The organism is Alicyclobacillus herbarius DSM 13609 (assembly GCF_000430585.1).
Lineage (GTDB): Bacteria > Bacillota > Bacilli > Alicyclobacillales > Alicyclobacillaceae > Alicyclobacillus_G > Alicyclobacillus_G herbarius.
In genome coordinates this window covers 80,238-102,529 of record NZ_AUMH01000002.1, presented here as the reverse complement: position 1 = coordinate 102,529, position 22,292 = coordinate 80,238, and the positions used below count along the sequence as shown (strand labels likewise).

The following is a 22,292-nucleotide window of genomic DNA, read 5'->3' as shown; positions in this document are numbered from 1 at the left end:
CAGACCTCCGCCGGTTCAGCCGCTGTCCTCTCGCGCACCGTGGTGAGTGCACGACGACGACACAGGGCGCGTAGGTTACGGGTTCAGACTCCCGACACTTGCGGCAGGGGTTACGGGTGCAAGCCGCGCGGGCCCGTATAGTGCACACGGGGCCGGAACAGGCGATTGTTCGCGTGCTGCTCCATCACGTGCGCCACCAGGCCGGCCGTCCGGGCGGCGAAAAAGACGGGCGTGTAAAGCGGAATCGGAATGCCGAGCAGATAGTAGACCGGCGCGGCGTAGTAGTCGAGGTTCGGGTACAGGCCTTTCTCCTCGCGCATCACGTCCTCGCCCCGCTCGCACATCGCGAGCAGCTCCTCGTTCCCCTTTTCCGCCACTAGGCGCTTTAGCGCCTCTTTCATGAGAAGGGCACGGGGATCCGGTTTTTTCATGTAGACCCGGTGGCCAAAGCCCATAATCCGCTCCTTGCGCAGCAACTTGCTACGGATGAGCTGCTCGAACTCGTCGGCGGTCTTGACCTGCGCCAGCATCAGCATCACCGCCTCATTGGCGCCCCCGTGCAGGTTGCCTTTGAGTGAGGCGACAGCCCCGGTCAGGGCGCCGTAGATGTCCGCTTGCGTGGAAGCGATTACACGCGCGGTAAACGTCGAATTCGGCATCTCGTGTTCAATGTAGGCAATCAGGGACTGATCAAACGTCGCGGCTTCCAGCGGACTTGGCTCCCGGCCAGTAATCATATAGAGAAAGTTGGCGGAAAACGACAGGTCCGAGCGCGGCAGAATGGGACTTTCACCTTGCAGGATGTGATAGCTGTTGGCAACCAGGTGCGGCATCTTCGCCAAGATGCGGGTTCCCTTTTCGCGATTGGCCGCGGGTGAACGGTCGTCCAGTTGGGCGTCGAAGCCCGCCAGGGCGGACAGCCCGGTGCGCAGGGCGTCCATGGGGTGGGTCTGTTTCGTCAGGGATTGCAACAACGTAAAAATGCCTTCCGGCAAGCCCCCCTCAGCCCTGAGAGACTGCCCAAAGGCCTGCGCCTCGGCCGTGTCCGGCAGGCGCCCTTCCCAAAGCAAGTACGCCACATCCAAGTACGGTCTCGTCTGCGCCAGTTCGATGAGATTGTAGCCGCGAATGACGATTTCCTCATGCTCCACATCCAGGTATGAAAGCGCTGTCTCTGCGGCGATAACGCCTTCCAAACCTGGACGATACGCCTCAATGGTCGCCATCTGACACACATCCCCTCTCAGGTGATTGAAGCGCGTGGCCGGACGGGGTTAAGCCGGGCGAGAGCCCTGAAACCCCTTCCCGGACCACCTCTGAAAGCCCAAGTCCTCTCCTCCATTGTAGCGCAGAAACGAAATGTCTCAACGGGATCTCCCGGATATTCCCATAGAAAACGGACGACAGTGACATGCCGACAGCTAGGCGTGGATGCGATCCGGATCGACCACGGACGCCGGGGCGCCGCTGGCCAGGCGGCTGTGCTTGTGGCCAAACGCGAAGTAGACGACCAGCCCGAACGCCAGCCATACCGCAAAACAAATCCAGGTGACACGGGAGAGGTGAACCAACAGATAGCCGCAGAACAACACCGACAGGGCCGGCAAGACCGGCGCGAAGGGCGCCCGGAACGGGCGCGGCTGGTTGGGGTGTGTCCGGCGCAGAACCAGCACCCCGATGGACACGGTGATGAACGCGAACAAGGTGCCAATGTTGACCAGTTCCGCCAGCGTATCCAAAGGCACAAAACCGGCGAACGCGCAGACGACAATGCCGGTCGTCCAATTCGAAAACACCGGGGTTTGCCGCTTGTCCACAGCGGAGAAGGGGCTCGGCAACAGGCCGTCACGGCTGATGGAATACAAGAGCCGTGTCTGCCCATAGCTCATCACGATGAGCACGGTGGTGATGCCGATGATGGCGGCTAGCGAAATCAGTCCGGCAATCCAGTTGAGGTGCACCACCTGCACCGCGTAAGCGACCGGGTCCTTCACGTCGAGGCGGACGTACGGGACCATCCCGGTGAGGACGAGGGACACCGTCATATATAGTACGGTCGCGACCACGAGCGATCCGAGGATGCCAATGGGCAGGTGCTTCTGTGGGTTTTTCACTTCCTCGGCGGCGGTGGACACGGCGTCAAAACCGATGTACGCGTAGAAAATGGTGGCCGCCCCGGCCGTGACACCGGAGAAGCCAAATGGCATAAACGGGCTCCAGTTAGCCGGTTTGACGTAAAACGCACCGACGACGATGAACAGCAGAACGATGCCGACTTTCAGCAGCACCATAGCGGCGTTGACGCGCGCCGACGCACGGATGCCGCGCGACAAGAGCGTAGTGACGGCCAGCATAATCAGAACCGCTGGTAAATCCACGAGCGTGTGATGGATTGGGTTATAGGCACTGCTGATGGCTTGTGGAAGGTGAATGCCAAATCCGGCCAGCAGCCCCTGGAAGTAGCCGGACCAGCCACTGGCCACGGACGCGCAGGCCAAGCCGTACTCGAGCATCAAATCCCAACCCAAGACCCAGGCGACAATCTCGCCGAAAGCACTGTAGCTGTACGTATACGCACTGCCGGAACCGGGCACCATCGACGCGAGTTCGGCGTAGCACATGGCGGCGAAGGCACAGGCCAAGCCGGCGAGGATGAACGATAAGACCAGCGCTGGCCCGGTTTTTTCCGCAGCCACAATCCCGGTCAGAACGAAAATTCCGGTGCCGATGATGGCGCCGACACCAAACAGAATCAGGTCAAACGGCCCCAGAACCCGTTTGAGGGCGGAGGTTTGTGTTTGTCCCTCCGTCGCAGTCGGTGCAAGAATCGGTTTTTTCCGAAACAAGGTATGCATCATGCTGTCGTCTCCTTATGCTTGACCGCTCTCTGTATCTTGCAATGAATACACATTTATAACCATAGTTCTGCAAACATTGGTTGTCAATTGTCATCTATCGGAAATCTCGATTAGGCGGACCGACTCGATGCGTGTACACTGGATTCGTACATCGAGAGGGGAGTGGTCGAGGTGGACAAGCTGCGCCTGGATAGGATGTTAACCCATATGCGGGTAGCCACTCGCAAACAGGTGAAAAAGCTGATTCGCGCCGAACGCATCTTTGTCAACGGCCTGCCCGCGCATGATCCGGGCATGTACGTCAACCCGGAGACGGATACGGTCGAGGTGGACGGCGAAGTCATCGCGTACCGCGAGCATCTCTACTTGATGCTGAACAAACCGCAAGGGGTGCTCTCCGCCACGGAGGACGCATCCCAGCGCACCGTGCTTGACCTGATTGAACCCGAGTTGCGGATGTTCCAGCCGTTTCCGGTCGGGCGCCTGGACAAGGACACGGAGGGGCTGTTGCTCCTGACCACCGACGGCAAACTGGCGCACCAGTTGATCTCCCCCAACCGGCACGTCCCCAAGCGCTACTTCGCGCGTGTGGAAGGCCGGGTAACGGAGGCCGACGGACAGGCGTTTGCGGCCGGAGTGGTACTCGATGACGGGTACAAGACAATGCCGGGAGAACTGACAATTCTCACGCAAGGCCCGGAATCAGAGGTCGAATTGACCATCTATGAAGGGAAGTTTCATCAAGTGAAACGCATGTTTGCCGCCGTCGGCAAGCGAGTCGTCTACCTGAAGCGCCTGGCGATGGGGCCGCTGGAACTCGACGCGTCCTTGGCTCCCGGAGAGTACCGAGAACTCTCGCGAACCGAACTCGCCCTTCTGCGTCAGGCTGGTGAGCGGAATTGAGGCTGTTGCCCGACTCCCCCGCTCGCCTGCTCGGTTCTTGGCCCACCCTTGTGACGGTTTCTCCATCACGTAGCGCCCCATCGGACTCCCAGCCCGCCAGCTGCGGGAACCGCGCTACTAGGCGAACTCCAACCGCACTCGGCTGCCGCGTCCGCTCGGTTCGGCCGGCTCTACCAACAAACGCCGCGGCATGCGTGCTCGCATTTCCGGCACGTGGCTGATGACGCCAATCGTCAGGCGCTCCAGGCGCAGCCGCTCAAGCGTGGACATAACCACGTCTAGGAGTTCCGGATCGAGCGTGCCGAACCCTTCGTCGAGGAAGAAAAACTCGAGCGGATGCCGGCCGCGCAGCTGAATCTGGGTGGACAAAGAGAGGGCCAAAGCCAGCGACGTCAGGAACGTCTCTCCGCCGGAGAGCGAGGTCACGGGCCGCCGCACGCCCCCGTTGAAGTCGTCGCGCATGACAAAGCGGCCATCCGCCGCGACCTCCAGGGCGTAACGATTGCGGGTGAGCTGCTTTAACCGGTCGGACGCCAGGCGGGCCACCAACTCCAGCTGCTCCTGGGCGACAAACTCGACGAACTTGTTGCCGCTAAAGAGCTGCCGCAGGGTCTGCAGGTTGTCCAACTCGGCCTTTAGCTTCCTCCGCTCTTGCTCCAGCTCCTGCCACTCGCCGTGACGGCGCTCCAAGTCGCGCACCACTTCCTCAGTGCGCCCCAGTTCACGGATGGCGGCACTGTGCGCCGCCTCCGCCTGGCTGCGGGCGGTCGACAGTTTGTCCCACGTATCATCGTCCACAAAACGCCCCGCCAGCATCTGGACGATACGCTGCCGCTCGGCTCGCAGGCGTCGGTCTTCTTCTTCATAGGCCTGGATGCGCGATTTCGCCTCGGCCCGTTCCGCTTCCGTCTGGCGCGCGTCCGCCACGTCGCCCACGGAGACAAAGCCGGCGTCCGTCAAGGCTTGCCGAAGCGCCGTCTCAGCCTTCTCCAGGCTCTGCTCCGCCGCCTCCACGCGGGCCCGCCAGAGAGCCGCTTCGCGGTCGAGATGCGCCACCTGCTGACGGGCTTGCTCCAGCCTCTCCGCCGTCTCCTGCACCGCTTCCGTCAGCTGCCGGCGCCGCTCGTCGAGGGCCGCCAACGCCTCGGCGATGGGCACGCCGCCCGTCTCCGCCGCCAAGGCGAAAGCTTTTTGGTTCACCTCAGCCTCACACTGCTCCATCTGCCACTGAATGTGCGTCCGCGCGTCCGCCAGCGCCTGGAGCTCGGCGGTCAGCTGCGCCAACACCGGCTGGTTCTGCTGCTGCACTCGCCGCGCGTCCTCCCGCCGCCGGTTGGCCGCTTCCACCTGGCGATCCCGCTCGTCCACCGCGGCCAGGGCTTGGTCCAACCAAGCCTCGGCGGCTCGTGCCCGGGCCTGGATGTCGGCCGCATCGGCTACATCCGCCGCATCGGCCCCGACCGTTTCCGTGCCGGCGGTGCCTAAAGCGGCTGCAGCTGCGCCGTCCGGCATCTGGGCGCCGTCTGACATCTGGGCGCCGGCGGCCGTCAGCGTCTCTTGCCACGCGATCCAGGCGGCGTGGAGCCGCCGCTGGGCCTCGGCGCAGTCCGCCTCAACCCGCTGGTGCTCCTTGTTCGCCGCAGCCAGCGCCGTCTCCGCCCGTACTCGCTCCGCTTGCGCGCGCTGCCGCTCGTCGTTTTGGCGCGCCAGCTGCTCTTCCAACTCGCGCCGTTTCTGGCGCCACCCCTCAAGCCGCTGCTGAAGAACCGCCAGCCGCTCCTGCTCTGCCTTCAGGAACTGTGCGAACGCCCGACAGGCCGCAACGCTCAGGTGCGGACCTTGATTTCCGTCCTGGTCCCCGTCACTGAGCGGAGCGGATTCTGGTGTTGAGTGGGGTGCTGCCTCGGCCGGGGGCGCCCACTCGGGCCAGGCGGCAACGATTTGCTGATAGACCTGGGCCAGCAAAGCCGCCTCCTCGGCCAACGCTTGCCTGGCGCTCTCCCACTGATAGGAGGCTTTGGTGAGAGCCTGTCCTTCCGCCTGTACCCGCGCCTGCGCCCCTGCGGCGTTTTCCTCCGCCTGGCGCAGTACGGCCTCGGCTGCCTTAAGCCCCGTGGCGTGGCCATCTTCCGACGCGGGCCTAGGGGATGTGCCGAAAGCGTCGGCAGAGCCTTCCGCAAAAGAGTCTCCTGTGGCAGTGCCGGCTCCAGAGGATTGTTTTGCGGAAAGGCCCCCTTCGGACGGGACGAGTGCTGGGTGATGCGGGCTGCCGCAGACCGGGCACGCTTCCCCCTCTTGCAACCCTTCCCGAAGGCGCGCCGCAAGCGCAAGATTGTCCGCCCACAAGGCGGCCTCCCGCTGCTGCTTCGCCGCATCCAATTGGGCCATGGCCTGCTCGAGCGCCCGCTCGGCCGCCGTCACCTGCTCTTGGGCCGCAGCATAGGCCGCTTCCGCCGCTTGGCAACGCGCCAGCCGCTCCTGCCAGCGACTCAGCCCGTTTCGCCACGCCTCCCACAGAGGTTTGCCCGAGACCTTGATGTGGGTCAGCGCCTGCTGCAAATCCTCTTCCACGATGGGGGGCGTGGCGGATTCGTCCCACTTAATACGCAGATCCGCCCAGGCTTGTTCTGCCGCCTCGTGTTCGGCGCCAATACGCATCGCCAGAGCGTGGGCCTCGGCCTTGGCTTGATCCCGCTCGCGCAGCTCTGCACGCAGTCGCTGCCACTCGTCCGCGGCCTGCTGGTAACGCACCTGGGCATCCTTGGCCGCCTGCAGGGCCTGCCGTAGGGGCATCGGCACCCGGTTGGCCGCGAGCTCTGCCTCCGTCTCGGCAAGCGCTGTTTCGGCGTCCTGCAGCTGCTCCTGGAGACGCTCTTGTGCCGACGCCTTCTCGGCCGCCTCCGCATCCAGCCCCTGCCGCTTCGTCTCAAGTTCCGCCAGACGCCTCCGTAAACCAGCAAGCTCCCGCTCCGTCTGCTCTAGCTCAAGGAGACGCTGGCGACGGCCGAGCAGCGTCTCCTGCTCGGCGTCCAACTGCTGGCGGGCGGCTTCGTGAGCGGTTTGTGCCGTCTGCTCCTCCTCCTTGGCACGGCCTCGGGCGTCCTCCGTCTCGCGCTGCTTGACCCGGACGATTTCCGCCTCGCGCAGGGCCTTTGCGCGCGCCTCGGCGAGCGGCCAGACACGCTCCGCCGCCTCCGCCCGCTCAAGCCGCTTTCTCCACTCGACCACGGCGGAAGCCGCTTGTTCATGCCCGGCGAGGGCTTGTTCCACCTTCGCCAACTCGCCCTGGCGCTCGCGCACGGCACGAGCCTCATCAAACGCCGCCTGCGCTGCGGCCAAGGCCTTGCGGGTCTCCTCCTCCGCCTGCAGCGCCGCTTTCAGGGCTTCGCGTGCCGCCGTCAAGGCCTCGGGCGAGGCGTCACCCAGTCCCTGCTGCCGGCTGACCACCCCTTTGAGGCCAAGCTGACACCCGTCCAGGCGTTCGCGCAGCCGCTGCATCAAGCCGTCCCCGTACCGCTCAAGGGCGAATAACCGCTGTAACATCCGGTTTCTATCGGCCCCACGCAGGTTGAGGAATTCGGCAAAGCGTCCTTGCGGCAGGACGACGGCGCGGGTGAAGTCGTCCAGCTCAAGACCGAGGATCTCCTTGATTCGGGCTGTCACTTCCGAATCCTTGTCAGCCAAGACCACACCTTCGCCGGCGGTTAGGTCAATCAGCCGACTGCGCACGTTCTGTACCGCAATCTCGTCCCGTCGCCGATACGTGCGTTCGACGCGAAAGCGGCGTCGCTCGCCCGGGCTGCCGATGGCAAACTCAAACACCACCGCCAATCGGTCCTCCGCGTGGTTGAGAATGCCCCGGGTGTTGTGATCCGCTCGGCCCACGGTCCCATACAGCGCCAAGGTCATGGCATCGAGAATGGTCGACTTGCCGCTGCCGGTGGGGCCGAAGATGCCAAACACCCCGTCCTCGGCCAATTCGGCGAACGGAATCACCTGTTCCTCCCGAAAACTGTGCAAGCCGCGGATGCGCAGTTCAATCGGCTTCACGAGCCTTGCCCTCCTTTTCCATCCAGCTCCAGGGCGGCGCTGGCTTCCTCGTTCCCGGACAGGACATCCGTGGCGCGAGCGTAGGGTGCGGAGGCCAGCCCATCGTCCGCTTCCGCGTCCGGATCATCCCCCGCGTCTGTCCCCTCGGCGGTCAGCTCGAGAAACAACCGCACCAGCCCTTCGTCCGGTTTACCCCCACGTTGCCGTTCATAAAACCGGACAAACAGTTCGTCGATGGAGAGGTTTTCGCGTTCTTCCTGCGTCGTGGCCTCGCCGCTCTGGACAAACACCGGGCGGATGCTGACAAAGCCGGGGTGAAGCTGGCGCAGGCGCTGGGCGTCCTGGATAGACAGCGCGTCGGTCAGGTGAATTTCGAGGTCTATCCAAGCCTGCTTGTCGCGGCCTTCCTCTACCCAGCGCATGACCTCCGGCAGACCTCCCCGGGCCTGCCAGCGGACGAGCGGGCGTCCGGCGGAAAGGTGGATTTCCTGGACCTTGGCCGGTTGGCCTGGCAACACGTCCACCAGGGTCACCGACTTGGCGTAGCCGACTTCGGAAAAGCTGTAGGCCAAGGGCGAGCCGGCATACCGCACCGGCACAGGGCCGCTGGCCATGACCTGCGGCCGGTGCAGGTGCCCAAGGGCCACGTATTGGGCGGTTTTGGGAAACGCATCGGGTGCGACGGCATACGTACCGCCTACCTGAATCGGGATCTCGGACTCCGACTCGATGCCTCCTTGGACAAACAGGTGACTCATGGCCAGGTTGACCGTATCCGGTCGGTAATGGGAGGCCAGGTGTGAGAACAGGCGTGCGATGCGCTCGCTGTAGCTTTTCTGTAAGTCGGCTTCGTCAAGGCTCTGCGTCAACCATTCACGGAGCCGCGCCTCGGACGGATAGGGCAAAGCCGCGATGACTGCGGTGTGCGGGCACTCGGGGATGGCCAGCTCCAACCAGGAGGGGCCAGCGGCCACGCGCTGGACACGCCGGGAGGCTATACGCTCGCCACGGCGGGCGTGGCCGTATGCGGTCTCGGGGAACGCGGTGGCCGACGATCCTTCCCCGGACGGTCCTCCCCCGGACGGTGCCTCCCGGGACGGTGCTTCCCCGCCCGCCACCCAGCGCGGGCTTGGCGTCAGTTCATCGTGCGGCCGGCCAATGAGGGTGATGCCGAGCCTGTCCGCCAATGGTGTGGGCGCCGCGATGCGTTCTGGGTTGTCGTGGTTGCCGGCGATGACCACCACCGCCCGCCGTCCTCCTGCCGCCAACCGGTCCAAGGCTTCGTAAAACAACTCCTCCGCCTCGGCGCTCGGGTTGACCGTCTGGAACACGTCGCCCGCCATCAACACCAACTGGACAGCTTCCTCGTCACAGATGCGCACCAATTCGTCGACAAACTCCGCCTGCTCGGGCAGACGGTCGCGGCCTTCGAGAGTCTTGCCGAAGTGCCAGTCCGCCGTGTGCAGGATTCGCATGAACTATCTCTCCTCCCATTTCGGCAGCATCCGGGAAAGGGGTTTGTCTTGGCGGTAGCCGAGCACGTAGTCTGCCTGCATCAAGGTGTGGATTTCCCGCGTGCCCTCATAGATGACCAGCGCCTTGGCGTTGCGCAAAAACCGTTCCACGGGATACTCGTTCGAGTAGCCGTAGGCGCCGTGAATCTGCACCGCGTCGCTGGCGCTCTGGAACGCGACATCGGCGGCCACCCACTTAGCCAGCGACGTCTCGCGCGTGTTGCGCAGGCCTTGGTTTTTCAACCAGCCGGCCCGATACACGAGTAGCCGCGCGCTTTGGTACCCCGCCTCCATCTTCGCAATCATCTGCTTGACCAGCTGGTGCTGACCGATTTCCACCCCAAACGTCTTGCGCGTCTTGGCGTACGCCACCGAAGCGTCCAGGCACGCCCGGGTCAATCCGACCGCCCCGGCGGCGACACTGAAGCGGCCGTTGTCCAAAGCCGACATGGCGATTTTGAAGCCCTCTCCCTCTTCGCCCACACGGTTGGCCAGGGGAACGCGCACATCCTCGAGCACCACCTCGCCGGTGTCGCCCGCGTGAATGCCCAGCTTGCCGCGGAACGGCCGCGTCGTCACGCCCGGGAAGGTGCGCTCGACGATGAACGCGGTAATACCTCGGTGCCCGAGTTCTGGATTCACGTTGGCGAAGATGAGAAAGTTGTCCGCGTAGTCAGCCATCGAGATCCACACTTTCGATCCGTTCAGCACATACGCATCGCCGTCCCGCCGGGCGCGTGTTTTCAGCGCCCCCGCGTCAGAGCCTGCGTCTGGCTCGGTCAGGCCGAACGCCCCGAGCTGTTTGCCCTGCGCCTGCGGCACCAGATACTTTTGCTTCTGCTCTTCTGTCCCCCACTGCAGCAGAGTCATGCTGTTGAGCGCCGTGTGCACGGAAACGGCGGTTCGGTAGGCGGTGTCCCCGTACTCCAACTCCTCGCAGACAATCGCTAGGGAGTTGTAGTCCATCCCTGCGCCCCCGTACTTTTCTGGGATGCAGACGCCCATCAGGCCCAAATCCGCCAGTTTGCGGACGACTTCCAGCTCAAAGTGGTGCTCCTGGTCCCAGCGCTGAATGTGCGGGAGGATTTCCGACGCGGTAAAACGGCGCACCATCTGTTCGAGTTCCACCTGTTCACGGCTCAGCGAGAAATCCATCTCGCATCCCTCCTGGTTTTCACTTCGGCTTGCGACAGAACGCTGCAAACTCTGCCTCTGGCTCGGGCGGACAAAACAGGTACCCCTGAGCCTCATCGCACCCGACGTTCTTAAGCAGCCGCAGCTGCTCGGACCGCTCCACACCCTCTGCCACCACGCGCATCCCGAGCGCATGGGCCATCTGGACAATAGCAGAGACAATATGGATGACTTTTGGGTTGCTCTCCAGGCTGTAGATGAACGACTTGTCGATTTTCAAGGTATCGGCGTGCATGTGCGCCAAGTACTGCAGGGAGGAATAGCCGACCCCGAAATCGTCGACCGCCACCGAGACTCCAAGCCCCCGCACCTGTTCAATGACCTCTGCCGCGTGTTCCAGGCGATTGACCAAGGCCGACTCTGTAATCTCCAATTCCAGCCAGCGCGGGTTTAGACCGGTCTGCTCCAGCACCCGCTGCACCAGGTCCAGAAAGCCGGGGTGTTCAAGCTGCACCATCGAGACGTTGACCGAGACCCGAATGGGTGGCAGGCCCTGTGTCTGCCAGGCCTGGTTTTGCCGACACGCGGCCGCAAGCGCCCAATTGCCAATCTCCCAAATCAGTCCCGATTGTTCGGCGAAGGGAATAAAACCGTCCGGGGAAACCAGGCCTTGCGTGGGGGACTGCCAGCGAATCAGAGCCTCCGCTCCCAGCAGCTGCTGCGTCGCCGCATCAATCTGGGGTTGGAAGTAAAGCTTAAATTCCTGTCTCTGCAGAGCCTCCACCAGGGCATCGTGCAAGAATAGACTGCCCTTCGTCCGGCCAGCCAGCTTGGGCGAATACAGCACAGATTTCTGTCCGCCCGTGTCTTTGGCAAAATACATGGCCACGTCCGCATGCCGCAGCAGTGTGTCCGCGTCCTGACCGTGCTGAGGATAGACCGCAGCTCCGATACTGCAGTGAATATTCATTAGCTCTTGATTGCCCAGCCACAACGGTGAGCGAAACTTGTGCGAGATGTCCTCGGCCAGAGTGACCACGTCCTGCTCTGTCGCAATGCCACGGACAATCGCGGTGAACTCGTCCCCGCCCATTCGGTAGACTTGCACGGACTCGGAGACACACTCGTGGAGCAAGGAGCCGATACGCTGCAAAACCTTGTCGCCAAATTCATGACCGAAGGTATCGTTGACGCCTTTAAAGCCGTCAAAGTCGATAAACAAGACGCCAAACGGTCTTCCACCCTGAGCGGCATGGGTAATCGCCGCGTTCAAATCTTCATTGAACTTGGTCTGGTTGGGCAAGGCGGTCAACAAATCGGTGTAGGCCATCGCCTGCAGGCGTTCCTGATACAGCTTGCGTTCGGTGATGTCGACGGCAATGCCGTCCACGACCGTCACGGTATTCCCCTCGCCAAGGCGCGGATAAAGACTCACCTCCAGCCAGCGCAGCTCTCCATCCTTGCGGAAGATGCGGTACTCCAACTTAAGCGGCTCGTTGCTCGGTAACGACCCTTCGACCAACGCTCGGTCGTCTGGATGAATTACCTTTCGCCATAGATCCGGATCGTCCGCAAACTCCTGTTCACTGTATCCGTACACCCGCTTGGTTCCGGTGCCAAAGATCTGCCGCTTGTGGATTCGGTCATAAGAGAAGATGGCGATGCCCGCCAACTCTCCAATCCGCTTGATGGTCGATTGCGCATACTGGAAATCCTTGTGCAACTGGGTTCTTTCGCAGTTGTCCAGCCCATGCTCGTCCTGACCAGCGCAGGCACCGGAAGTGTTCTCCGCCAACGACGCCTGGTAAGAATGACTGCGGTCCTGTTTCTCCGTCCCACCCTCAGAGGGTGGGATGTGTGCACGCCCTTCTGCTGCCATGAGCTTCCCCCTCTTCCCCAAACGTGTATCTCCGCCGAACCCGGCCGAGCTTGTCCCGTCTCACGCGTACGCTATCTCACGCTCTTGCGCTGATTTCATCTCGCGCTCGTAGCAGCCGGCTCCCTTACTGAGCCCCTGGTGCTGATTGGGCGGACGCACAGCCGGCTGCCCGCTGCGATTTCGTGGTCACAATGACGAACAACATACTGCAGACGACGATGATTAGATACACCCACAGTAGCGAGAAACCGGCGGCCACACCCCAGACTGTGGCAACCCCGCCAATCAAGGCGTTGGTGACGAGGCTGCCAATGCCGGCGGCGGTGAACAACAGGCCGAGCACCTTACCCGCGTAGGCCGCAAAGGTGTGACTGGCGACCGCCGTAATGGTCGGAAAGATGATGGAATACCCGAGACCAGCCAGCCAAAACCCAAGGAGAGACCAGTTTCCGGGCAGCCAAGCCAGGCCGAGCGAGAACAAACTGAGAACGAGTCCAGCGAGAATCGCCTGGTGATGCCCAAAGCGGCGCAGCAACAGGGGAGCAGCCAAGCGCCCAATGGTAAACGTCAGGAAGAACCCTGATAGACAGACGGAGGCCAGGGAAAGCGGTACCCCGCGCGCCTTGACCAGGTAGGTGGTCAACCAGGTGCCAAGACCGACTTCAGCCATCACATACGCCATGATGGCGACGAGCAGTCCATAGAGGGCTTTTTCCCGCCACAGGCCAACGTGTGGCGATGCGATAGGCTGTTCCGTTGGGCTCGCCAGAGAGACGGGTTGTTTCGCCACAGCGGCCGCCGCGGCCAGGAGGCCGACCGCCAACAGGAGTAGCCCGTAGATCCACCGCCAGCCGACCTCCATCCGCAGGAGCCAGGCGATGAGCAGGGGAAACCCACAGGCGCCGATGCCATAAAAACCGTGCAGCCAGTTGAAATAGCGGGATTGCCCGGAAGCCGACTTGGCCATCGCCGGAACCACGGCGTTGACGCCGATTTCGAGCATGCCGCCCCCCATACCGTTGACGAAAAAACTGACACAGGCCGGCAGGTATGAAGGGCTGAGAATGACGCCGGTCGTACCCACAACCAGCGTCAACGCTCCGGCCACGACCACAAAGCGCACGCCCAGCGACTCAATGACGAATCCCGTGACAAAGGTTGCCACCAGGTACCCGAACGATCCGATGGCAAACACGGTGCCCAGTTCCCCGTAGTCCATTCGCCAAGCCGTTTGCATGAAGGGCGCGGCGACCCCTTTGAGCATGTCGAACCCGCCGAACAACAGCATCGTAAATAGGCAAAGTGGGAACCAAAACCGCTTCAACCCGCGCCCTCCCTGGTGCCTGCCTGGTCTGCCTGGTCTGCCTGGCGCACCCTAATCTTGAGGTAGGCCGGAAAGGGGTCTCCCCTTTCCGGACACGTATTTAAGGTCATTGTATACTTCTATCTGGGCCGCAGGAAGTGACTCTGCCCACGGTAGAACCATTCACAGTACGTTTTTCTTCACGATCCGTATGTTTTCTCCATAAGTTGCCGTTCATTGACGTCCTCCAGCGGTCTCCCGGTCGTCCGCGGGCCAAAGATGCCGATGTCGAGCATGATGACCACCATCGCCGCCGCGACCACGCTGAACATCGCGGTCGCGCCGTCTTGGTTGAGCACCGGCAGCAGGATGAACGGAATCAAGCCGCTCATCAGCCGGCTTAGGCTGTAGCCAGCTCCGGACGCAGTGGCGCGGATGGCGGTCGGGTAAATCTCCACCTGAAAGATGTGATAGGCGTTGGAGAACACGTTGCTGACCAAGGTGTACAAAAAGCCAAAGACGACCACCAGCGCCACACTGTTGGAAAGCCCGAACAAAATCCCAAACACGGCCATGGCCAACGCAGACAGGACAATCATCCACTTGCGCTCGAGTCTTTGCAAAAGCGGCAGGGAGATGAGGGAGCCAATCGGGTACCCGAAGAACGACAAGGCGGTGTACTCCAGGGAGTGAATCACCGTATATCCTTTCGCCGCCAAAATGAGTGGCACCAAGGTGCCAAAGCCGTAGTACCCGAGGGTCTGGAGAATCTGGAAGACCCACAGCATGGTCGTGCGCCCGCGGTATTGACGGTGAAACAGCGTGGACACGGGTAGGCGTGGCGGCTTGACCGCTTCTACGTCGGCCACGGCATGGTCCCCCACGGCGCCGACCGAGGCCTCGATGTGGCGGACGATGGCCTCGGCCTCGTTGTGCCGGCCCATCGCCTCCAACCAGCGCGGCGACTCAGGGAGCCGCTGCTGCAATGCCCAGACAAACACCGCCCCGAGCGATCCGATAATAAACAGCCACCGCCAGCCGGCCATGCCGGGGTGCAGCGGCACCAACCAGCGGGCGAGAAAGCCTTCCACCGGCATCGAGCAGAACTGCAGGGTATACGCCCAGCCCATCAGCCGGCCGCGGTCTTTAGCCGGCAGCAACTCACTCAAATACGTATCAGATAAGGGCGGCTGAGCACCGATGCCGATGCCAGCCAGAAACCGGCAGACGATGAGAAACGCGACGCCCGGGCTGAACGCGCCGATAAACGTGAACACAGAGTAAATCAACAAGTTCATCATGAATGCCTTTTTCCGGCCAATCACGTCGGCCATCCGGTTGAGCAGGATGGCCCCCAGGAACATCCCTAAAAAGGCGGATCCCAATAATAATGGCTGAACCGCTTTGCTCACGTGGAACTGCTCTGTGAGCACCGTCCCCAGCACGCCGGCGAGAAACACATCGTACAGTTCAAAGAACAACCCCAGTCCGATGACCAAGGCGATTTGCCGGTGCACGCGGCCCAGCGGCATGTGATTGAGCCGCGCCACCACCGTCGACGACTGCATGGGCGTTCCCTCCTTTCAGGCTCAAGCGCAGATTTCCCGGATTACCAACAGCCCCTACTTCACAATCCCAACGCCGAGACCAACTCCGCCCGTACCCGCGCCAAAGCGTCCGCATCGATGCCGATGGCGATGCCGTGTTCGGCACACCACGCAACCAGCCGCTCGGTGTCCAGGTTACGAGGGGCATTCGGGGCAAACGGACAGCCGCCAAGCCCGGCCAATGCGCTCTCCACCGTCCGCACGCCACAGTCAATCGCCGCTTCGACATTCGCGATGGCCCGGCCGCCCGCGTCGTGCAAGTGAATCGCCAGGGGGATATCCGGCACCAGTTGACGGACGACGCCGATGGTCGCCCGCACCCCCTCCGGGGTCGCCACGCCCGTGGTATCGGCCAAGCTGATTTCCGAGACCCCCCGCTCGACCAACGTCGCCGCAATCTCCGCCACCGCTTCCGGATGCACCTTTTCCCCAGCGAAGGGCGAGCCAAAGGCGCACGAAATCGCGCCCCTTACCCGCACCCGTCCGCTCCGTTCGGCCGAGATGGCCGTGAGTTCAGCCAGCGAGGCGGCCAGGGGCATGCCGAGATTTGCCTGTTGGTGGCGGGGACTGGCGGACACGACAAACGTCACCGCGGGTACCTTGGCCGCCACGGCGCGGGCAAACCCTTTCCGATTCGGAATGAGGGCAATGGCACCCGCGAGCCCCCGGACGGCCCGCGCCACGTCTTCCGCATCAGCGAGCTTCGGGACAAAGCGCGGCGAGACGAACGAGGTAATCTCCACCTGCGGCACCCCGGCTGCGAAGAGGCCGCGAATCAACCTCACCTTCTCGGCGGTCGTCAACTCGCCCGCTGCGTCCTGCAGTCCGTCCCGTGGCGTCACATCGACGATGGTCAGCCTCTCGACCGCAGGTGGGACGTCGACCGAGGACGCAGTATCGCCCGTCGGCCGCACATCCCCGGCCGCACGCGATTGTTGCGCCTGCTTCATTGAATCACCCCCTTTTCACGCAGTTCCTTGAGTTCATCATCCGACAGGCCAACGAGTCGTCGCAGCACCTCATCTGTATCGCGGCCGATACGTCCGCCCGTCGCCCGCAGGCGGCCCGGGCGGTGTTTTAACTTCGGGACAATTCCAGGCATCACCACCTCTCCCAAGTCATCGGAAGGCACCTTGGCTATCATGCCGCGCGCCTGGTACTGGACGTCGGCGGCGATGTCCGCCACGTTCATCACCGGTCCCGCCGGCACCGCGTGCACGTTCAAGCAGGCCATCAGGTCGTCGAGCGTATGCTGTGAGGTCCAGTCGCTGATGACGGCGTCCAGCTCGTCCGCGTGCGCCACCCGCCCCGGATTGTCTTGGAACCGCGCATCCGCCGCTAGCTCCGGGCGTCCCATGGCCGCCGCCAGGCGGGGAAACACCGCGTCCGTGTTGGCGCCAATCGCCAGCCAACGCCCATCCCGCGTGGGGTAGATGTTGGAAGGCGCGGTGCGCAGAAGCTGATTGCCGCGGCGCTCCTGAATCACCCCCAGGTGGGCGTACTCCGTCAAAGTGCTTTCCGTCAGGCTAAACACCGCCTCCGTCAGCGCCACGTCCACGTGCTCCCCTCGCTCAAAGGCCTGCCCGCCCGGCGTCTCACTCGCCCCATCCGCTTGGCGATCCGCCCGTTCCCGCTGGAACAGGCTGAGCAGGGCGCCAATCACGGCGTACAACGCGGCGATCTCGTCGCCAATTGAAAAGCCCACCCGCACCGGCGGCCGGTCGGGAAACCCGGTGACATAGCGCATGCCGCTCATCGATTCGGCGATGTTGCCGAACCCAGCCCGCGTTCGGTACGGCCCGGTCTGTCCGAAGCCCGATACGCTGACATAGATGAGCCCCGGATTCACCGCTTTCATTTGCTCGTAGCCGAGCCCCCACTTTTCCATCTGGCCAGGACGAAAGTTTTCAATCAGCACGTCGACCTTTTCCGCCATACGGCGGACCAGCTCCTGCCCGGCCGGGTAATGGACATCGACGACGATGTGTTTTTTGTTGCGCGACTGCACGTACCACCACCAGGAATCCCCAGTTGGTGAGAGGCGTCCCCACTTGCGAATCGGATCGCCCTTAGGGGGCTCAATCTTGATGACCTCGGCTCCAAAGTCGGCCAGGACGCGGGCTGCAAACGGCCCCGCGATAAGCGATCCCATCTCCAGCACGCGCACCCCGGCGAGTGGTCCAGACTGCGACGGAACGGTCACGACCATTCCCCCCTTTGTGTCAAACCGCGCCGGACAACCTCTTTAGCCACACCGAGACTCGTCTGCACCCTCTCCGCCGCTTCCGCCAGGGCGGCCACCAAATCCGCCAGCGAACGGCGTTCGAACTGCCAACGCGCCGCCGACAGGCTGAGGGCCGCCGTGGGCGGGCCCTGGCCCGTGAACAGCGGATAGGCCAACGAAGCCAGGTCCGGATCGCGCTCGCCTAGGCTCAGCGCATACCCTCGCTCACGCACCGTGCGCCACCAGTCGGTTGGGCGCGCCACCTGCGTTTGCGGCCAGCGACGCTCGGACGCTTGCTGGAGTTCCTCCCGTTCGATGTCCGGCAGCCAGGCTAGCAGCACTTGCCCGCTCGATCCGGCGTGCAACGGCAGCCATTCACCGACCTGGATGGCGGGGCGGATGAGCGAACGGCTCTCGACGCGGTGGATGCATACCCGTGCCGCGTCCACGCGCACGTAGAGGGAAGCGCAGAGGTTAAAGGACGTGGCGATCCGTTCGAGCCACGGGTGCGCGGCTTCGGTCACGCGCACGGGCCCGTTTTGCCAAGCACTCGCCCAGACCAGAAGACGCGGGCCTGGACGGTAACTGCCGTCCTCGCCGCGGGTAAGCACCTCTTCCCCGGTCAAGGTGTCGAGCAGCCGATACAAGGTCCCGCGCGGAAGCCCCAGTTCTTCGGCCATCCGCGAGACGTTGTCCACCGTTTGCCGTTCACACACGTAGTCGAGCACGCAAATCGCCTTTTTCAGCACTCTGCCGCCGTCTCTGCCACCCGGTGTCTCTGTCCGCATGCTGAACACCCCCGCCCACATTCCGAACACTATGCGGTGGCAAGCCGAAATATCCCGACCGGTTCCAGTTGCTCGTGGGCGAAGGCATGAGACCCCCGGCATACCCCGGGTCACCCGCGTGACACGGGCCAGATAACTTTTCATTGAGCCAACAGGGAGAGTAGCGGTATCATGGGGCCGGTAAGGTATTGGCGACGCAAGGTTATCGCCACACATAGGTTCTGGAGATGTATAACAGGATGAACCTGGTCAAGGCCGGGTTCTCATTGGGACTTCACGGTTTGAACAAGGGAGACTTGTGTGTGGACCACTTACACCTGACGATTGGACTCATCAGCTTCCTGTTTGTCGCTGGTTTTATCGCCTCTTTCATCGATTCGACGGTGGGCGGTGGTGGGCTGGTCACGCTGCCGTCCCTGCTCCTCGCGGGCTTGCCGCCGGCGCTGGCGCTGGGGACCAACAAGCTGGCGGGCACGATGTCGTCGCTGACCAGCACCCTCAGCTACCTACGCAGCGGCAAGGTCGACTTTCGCCTGACGCGTTGGCTGTTTCCGTTGTCCCTGGCGGGTTCCGTCCTGGGAGCAGACTTGGCGCGGCACCTTCCGTCCGCGTTCCTCAAGCCGCTGGTGGTCGTGTTGTTGATTGCGGTCACCGTGTACACGCTGGTGAAAAAGGATTTCGGCCTGCGTAAAGAGCGGCGGACCCTGACGCCGCAGCTCATCCTGGCAGCGGCCGCCCTGGCGCTCATCATCGGCTTTTATGACGGGTTTTTCGGACCGGGGACGGGGTCGTTTCTGATTTTCGTGTTCCTGTTTCTCGGCTACGATTATGTGGAGGCTTCGGGGAACGCCAAGGTGCTCAACTTTGGCAGCAACATCGGCGCCTTGGCCACGTTCGCCGGGCTGCACGCGGTCGACTGGCGTATCGGGCTCATCATGGGCGTCGGCATGGTGCTCGGGGCGGTGGCCGGATCGCAAATGGCGATTCGCAAAGGCGCGGCCTACGTCCGCCCGATTTTCATCGTGGTCACGGTGATTCTGATTGGCAAGCAGGTGTGGAGTTGGCTGTGACTCATGCTTAATAGTGGACGTGCACAACGCTGCCCGGGTGCTGATGATAAAGGTTCACCGCCTGTTGCGCCATAAACAAGCCGACAGCTTTGTTTTGACTCCAGATGGTCGAAAATTGATTGACCGGGACGGGCTGATCCCCTTCGTAAGTTCCCACTTCGACCGTCAGTCCAGGGCGACCCATGTTGTGCGTCCACCAATCCGTCAGTCCGCCCCCGGAAGGATTGGCTCCCATGTGTTGAATGGAATACCCTGTCATGCTTCGAACTTTCGTCGCGAACCAATAGTTGGTGTTCGCTGGAGCGCCGGTCAGTTTATACCCCCAGTAAATGGTTCTGCCTGACGAATGATACGCGATTTCGTCCTGCGGATTGACTTGATTGATTAACTTCAGCACAGCTTTGACTTCATTGATGTAAAACGGTGCGGGTCCTTTGTAATCTTCGTACCACGGATGGTGTACGGGATCGTACCAAATATACGCCCAGCCTCCGTCGTATTGGCGGTTCGGGTCGATACCTTGCGCGTTGGCTTTCCAGCGTTTGAAATTGCGGCTTCCGCCGTTCCAACGCGTCAGGTTTGCCCAACTGCTTCGCGGGAAGGCAGATAAACCGAATTGTTCAAGCGTGACACCGTCCGGGTTGACCATCGGGATAAACCAGATTGTCGCGTTGTTCAACACATTCCGCACGTTATATCCGCCGATAGATTGACCCTTCTTGTACGCCTGCGCGTATTGATCGATCATGTACATGTTTAAAATGGTCGTTATCCATTCCCGCGCGTGGTGGGCCCCGTTGATGAACGCCGTTGGTTTTCCTTTGCCAATCGACACGGCGTAAATGTCGCGACCGTAAACGGTCCGCCCGACCACCTCGGAATGTACCAAATCGGGGTACATACGGGTAAGGGAGCGGATATCCTGAATCATTTTATTATATGTATAGGTTTGATAGGGGTTCACGACGATCGGCTTCGGCGTCGTGGAAGCTCCAGTGGAGGATCCAAACAAGGCGTTCCACGTCTGCTGTCCAACCACTCCGTCTACTGCCAAGTGGTGCGCTTTCTGGAAAGCCTTCACTGCACTCAAGGTGTGGGAGCCGAAAACCCCATCCGGCGTCCCGCAAGAATATCCAAGCTTGTTGAGTTGTTGCTGTACTTCTTTTACGTATGTACCCCGACTTCCCATCTTGACTAGGTGCCCTGGATATTTGATAGTTGTCGTACGGTGCGACGAGGTCGCTGCATATGCCGTTATGGGAAGAACGCCAATGGAACCTACTGACAAAACGCCCAGAGCCGAGAGTACCAACATCGTCCTTTTCGTAAAAATTCCCCCTTTACGCTGATATGAAGTTACCATGTGAGGTTCATATCAACCAGGTATAATATGAATAATATACCAATAAGTCCAATCGTCCTTGTCCACGTGAAATGGGATATGCGATAGCCCAAAGTCGCGGTAGACGGTTTCCAAATCACGGGCAATGCGTTGGGGGATTTCCAGGTAGCTGAGGACTCGGGCCCCCGAGCTCATACGTGCGTTGTTTAGGGGGTTGGACGGCGCGGACGAACGCGTCGGCCACGGTCTAGACGGACACGGGCTGGAGAAGAAAGCGCCCGTCGCCAATGATGGGGACAAGCGGAGACCTTTCTACCAGTTGAGCCAGTTGCTGGACGAAGTTGGGCCCTGGGCCGCCGGCGCCAAAGGTGACGGACGGTCGGAAGATGGTGTAGGGGATCTCGTTGCTTCGGACCAGCTCCTCCGACTCCCGCTTGCTGCGGTGATAGGCGGACAGCGCGCCCGGGCGGGCTCCCGTGACGAATACCTTCATAACACTCGCCCTCCCATTTCAGGCGCAGCGGATCGTCCCAGCCCGTCTCCTATCCGAAAGGTTGAACGCGAGCCTATTCCAAACGCAACGGTTCGTGCCAGCCTGACTCGAGATCCGTTCGCACCCCCGCGTCAATACAGCAAGTGCAACAACTGCGGCTTCTCCAGCTTGCCGAAATAGGGAAACAGGTTGGTATCCGCTAGCGCCTGGGCTAGGTCGTCCGCATCGTAGCGAACCCCGATGAGGCGCTGCTCCAATTCGGCGATGTCCCGCTCGCCAAAAAAGTCGCCAAAGATGCGACAGTGCTCTATCCGACCGGCGACCACGTGCAAGCGTACGTCAATCAGGCCAACACCGGGGAAATACGCGCTGTTCTGTACGTTGAATGGCGGCGACTGGCCGTACACCCAATCCCAATTGCGGTAGCGGCGATTGGCCAAATCTTCCACCGCCCGCCAGTCGGCATCCGTCAAGGGCCGCACGGGAATCTCAGGCTGACCCGTGAAGATGCGCTCCAACAGCACCTGGCGAAACTCACGAATGTCCATGTCCCGCTTCAGATAGGGACGGATGTTGGTGACGCGGCTGCGCACCGACTTGATGCCCTTAGACTCCATCTTCTCACGGCGGACGTTGAGGGCCTTAGCCACGTTGTCCAGATTGACGTCAAACATCAATGTCCCATGGCTAAACATGCGGCCGCGGCTGGCGAACTGGGCGTTGCCAGACACCTTCTTGCCTTCCACGAGGATGTCGTTTCGCCCGGACAGTTCCGCCGGGACCCCCAGGTCGCGCAGCGCAGCCACGACCGGATCGGTAAAACGGCGGTAGTTGTGAAAGCTGTTGCCGTCGTTTTTGGTGATGAAGCTGAAACTCAAGTCGCCCTCGTCATTGTAGACCGCGCCACCCCCGGACAGGCGGCGCGTAACGGTAACGCCATGCTCGCGTACGTAATCCGTGTTGATTTCCTCAAGGGTATTCTGGTTCTTGCCCACGATGACTGTAGGGTGCATGGAGTAAAACAAAAGGTACGTCTCATTGATGTCAAACGTGGTGAGGGCGTACTCCTCAAGCGCCAGGTTGAGAGTGGCATCCATGATGTGCTGGTTGTCGATAAAGAGCATGTC

At 61.9% G+C, this 22,292-nt stretch carries 16 protein-coding genes; 2 read left to right on the top strand and 14 right to left on the bottom strand.

All coding sequences use genetic code 11. The features are described from left to right. Positions 1-110 precede the first annotated feature (110 nt). Both mmgD and bcaP read right to left on the bottom strand, forming a co-directional pair. A complete protein-coding gene (mmgD, locus tag H522_RS0101930) occupies positions 111-1,226 on the bottom strand; it encodes a citrate synthase (RefSeq protein WP_026961010.1) in 1,116 nt (371 codons plus the stop codon). 195 nt (positions 1,227-1,421) lie between these two features. Beyond that, positions 1,422-2,855 carry a branched-chain amino acid transporter BcaP gene (bcaP, locus tag H522_RS17020; protein ID WP_035452254.1) on the bottom strand — a complete coding sequence of 478 codons (1,434 nt, stop codon included), beginning with the start codon at positions 2,853-2,855 and terminating at the stop codon, positions 1,422-1,424. Positions 2,856-3,053: 198 nt separating this feature from the next. Here bcaP and H522_RS0101920 point away from each other — a divergent pair, with 198 nt between their 5' ends. Beyond that, complete coding sequence (locus H522_RS0101920; protein ID WP_035452251.1) at positions 3,054-3,761, top strand: pseudouridine synthase; 708 nt, start codon at positions 3,054-3,056, stop codon at positions 3,759-3,761. 117 nt (positions 3,762-3,878) lie between these two features. Here the strand turns inward: H522_RS0101920 and H522_RS0101915 are convergent, their stop codons facing one another. From H522_RS0101915 to H522_RS16995, 9 genes are all read right to left on the bottom strand, one after another. Next, a complete protein-coding gene (locus H522_RS0101915; RefSeq protein WP_026961008.1) occupies positions 3,879-7,811 on the bottom strand; it encodes an AAA family ATPase in 3,933 nt (1,310 codons plus the stop codon). Beyond that, positions 7,808-9,286 (bottom strand): exonuclease SbcCD subunit D, encoded by a 1,479-nt coding sequence (locus H522_RS17015; protein ID WP_081411784.1) that lies wholly within the window; start codon positions 9,284-9,286, stop codon positions 7,808-7,810. The genes H522_RS0101915 and H522_RS17015 overlap by 4 nt, the downstream gene beginning before the upstream one ends. A gap of 3 nt (positions 9,287-9,289) precedes the next feature. Beyond that, positions 9,290-10,480: an acyl-CoA dehydrogenase family protein gene (locus H522_RS0101905; protein WP_026961007.1), complete on the bottom strand. Its 1,191-nt coding sequence runs from the start codon at positions 10,478-10,480 to the stop codon at positions 9,290-9,292. A 19-nt stretch (positions 10,481-10,499) separates the two neighbouring features. Beyond that, the gene (locus tag H522_RS17010; RefSeq protein ID WP_051343665.1) at positions 10,500-12,338 is read right to left on the bottom strand and encodes a putative bifunctional diguanylate cyclase/phosphodiesterase; all 1,839 of its coding nucleotides are present in this window, start codon (positions 12,336-12,338) and stop codon (positions 10,500-10,502) included. 124 nt (positions 12,339-12,462) lie between these two features. Continuing rightward, positions 12,463-13,662, bottom strand: coding sequence for an MFS transporter (locus tag H522_RS20255; RefSeq protein ID WP_026961006.1), 1,200 nt, complete (start codon positions 13,660-13,662; stop codon positions 12,463-12,465). Positions 13,663-13,841: 179 nt separating this feature from the next. Then, positions 13,842-15,209: an MFS transporter gene (locus H522_RS0101890; RefSeq protein ID WP_026961005.1), complete on the bottom strand. Its 1,368-nt coding sequence runs from the start codon at positions 15,207-15,209 to the stop codon at positions 13,842-13,844. 59 nt (positions 15,210-15,268) lie between these two features. After that, the gene (locus tag H522_RS17000) at positions 15,269-16,198 is read right to left on the bottom strand and encodes a hydroxymethylglutaryl-CoA lyase (protein ID WP_081411783.1); all 930 of its coding nucleotides are present in this window, start codon (positions 16,196-16,198) and stop codon (positions 15,269-15,271) included. Further along, positions 16,195-17,451, bottom strand: coding sequence for a CaiB/BaiF CoA transferase family protein (locus H522_RS0101880; RefSeq protein WP_245577976.1), 1,257 nt, complete (start codon positions 17,449-17,451; stop codon positions 16,195-16,197). Before H522_RS0101880 ends, H522_RS17000 begins: the two co-directional genes overlap by 4 nt. Beyond that, positions 17,448-18,260 (bottom strand): IclR family transcriptional regulator, encoded by an 813-nt coding sequence (locus H522_RS16995; protein ID WP_051343663.1) that lies wholly within the window; start codon positions 18,258-18,260, stop codon positions 17,448-17,450. Before H522_RS16995 ends, H522_RS0101880 begins: the two co-directional genes overlap by 4 nt. Before the next feature lie 239 nt (positions 18,261-18,499). Between H522_RS16995 and H522_RS0101870 the strand changes: the two genes are divergently transcribed. Next, positions 18,500-19,330, top strand: coding sequence for a TSUP family transporter (locus H522_RS0101870; protein ID WP_081411781.1), 831 nt, complete (start codon positions 18,500-18,502; stop codon positions 19,328-19,330). A gap of 7 nt (positions 19,331-19,337) precedes the next feature. On the opposite strand, the gene H522_RS16990 is transcribed toward H522_RS0101870, so the two are convergent. From H522_RS16990 to lplA, 3 genes are all read right to left on the bottom strand, one after another. Beyond that, positions 19,338-20,519: a M14 family zinc carboxypeptidase gene (locus H522_RS16990; protein WP_162143467.1), complete on the bottom strand. Its 1,182-nt coding sequence runs from the start codon at positions 20,517-20,519 to the stop codon at positions 19,338-19,340. Positions 20,520-20,919: 400 nt separating this feature from the next. After that, positions 20,920-21,165, bottom strand: a complete 246-nt coding sequence (locus tag H522_RS16985; protein ID WP_026961002.1) for an SDR family oxidoreductase — start codon at positions 21,163-21,165, stop codon at positions 20,920-20,922. A gap of 131 nt (positions 21,166-21,296) precedes the next feature. After that, positions 21,297-22,289 (bottom strand): lipoate--protein ligase, encoded by a 993-nt coding sequence (gene lplA / locus H522_RS0101855; RefSeq protein WP_026961001.1) that lies wholly within the window; start codon positions 22,287-22,289, stop codon positions 21,297-21,299. Positions 22,290-22,292 lie beyond the last annotated feature (3 nt).

Coding starts and splice junctions, on each gene's coding strand:
- mmgD (WP_026961010.1), bottom strand. CDS start 1,226: ATGGCGACCATTGAGGCGTATCGTCCAGGTTTGGAAGGCGTTATCGCC.
- H522_RS0101890 (WP_026961005.1), bottom strand. CDS start 15,209: ATGCAGTCGTCGACGGTGGTGGCGCGGCTCAATCACATGCCGCTGGGC.
- H522_RS16995 (WP_051343663.1), bottom strand. CDS start 18,260: ATGCGGACAGAGACACCGGGTGGCAGAGACGGCGGCAGAGTGCTGAAA.
- lplA (WP_026961001.1), bottom strand. CDS start 22,289: ATGCTCTTTATCGACAACCAGCACATCATGGATGCCACTCTCAACCTG.
- H522_RS0101920 (WP_035452251.1), top strand. CDS start 3,054: ATGTTAACCCATATGCGGGTAGCCACTCGCAAACAGGTGAAAAAGCTG.
- H522_RS17015 (WP_081411784.1), bottom strand. CDS start 9,286: ATGCGAATCCTGCACACGGCGGACTGGCACTTCGGCAAGACTCTCGAA.
- H522_RS17000 (WP_081411783.1), bottom strand. CDS start 16,198: ATGAAGCAGGCGCAACAATCGCGTGCGGCCGGGGATGTGCGGCCGACG.
- H522_RS17010 (WP_051343665.1), bottom strand. CDS start 12,338: ATGGCAGCAGAAGGGCGTGCACACATCCCACCCTCTGAGGGTGGGACG.
- H522_RS16985 (WP_026961002.1), bottom strand. CDS start 21,165: ATGAAGGTATTCGTCACGGGAGCCCGCCCGGGCGCGCTGTCCGCCTAT.
- H522_RS16990 (WP_162143467.1), bottom strand. CDS start 20,519: ATGGGAAGTCGGGGTACATACGTAAAAGAAGTACAGCAACAACTCAAC.
- H522_RS0101870 (WP_081411781.1), top strand. CDS start 18,500: ATGAACCTGGTCAAGGCCGGGTTCTCATTGGGACTTCACGGTTTGAAC.
- bcaP (WP_035452254.1), bottom strand. CDS start 2,855: ATGCATACCTTGTTTCGGAAAAAACCGATTCTTGCACCGACTGCGACG.
- H522_RS0101905 (WP_026961007.1), bottom strand. CDS start 10,480: ATGGATTTCTCGCTGAGCCGTGAACAGGTGGAACTCGAACAGATGGTG.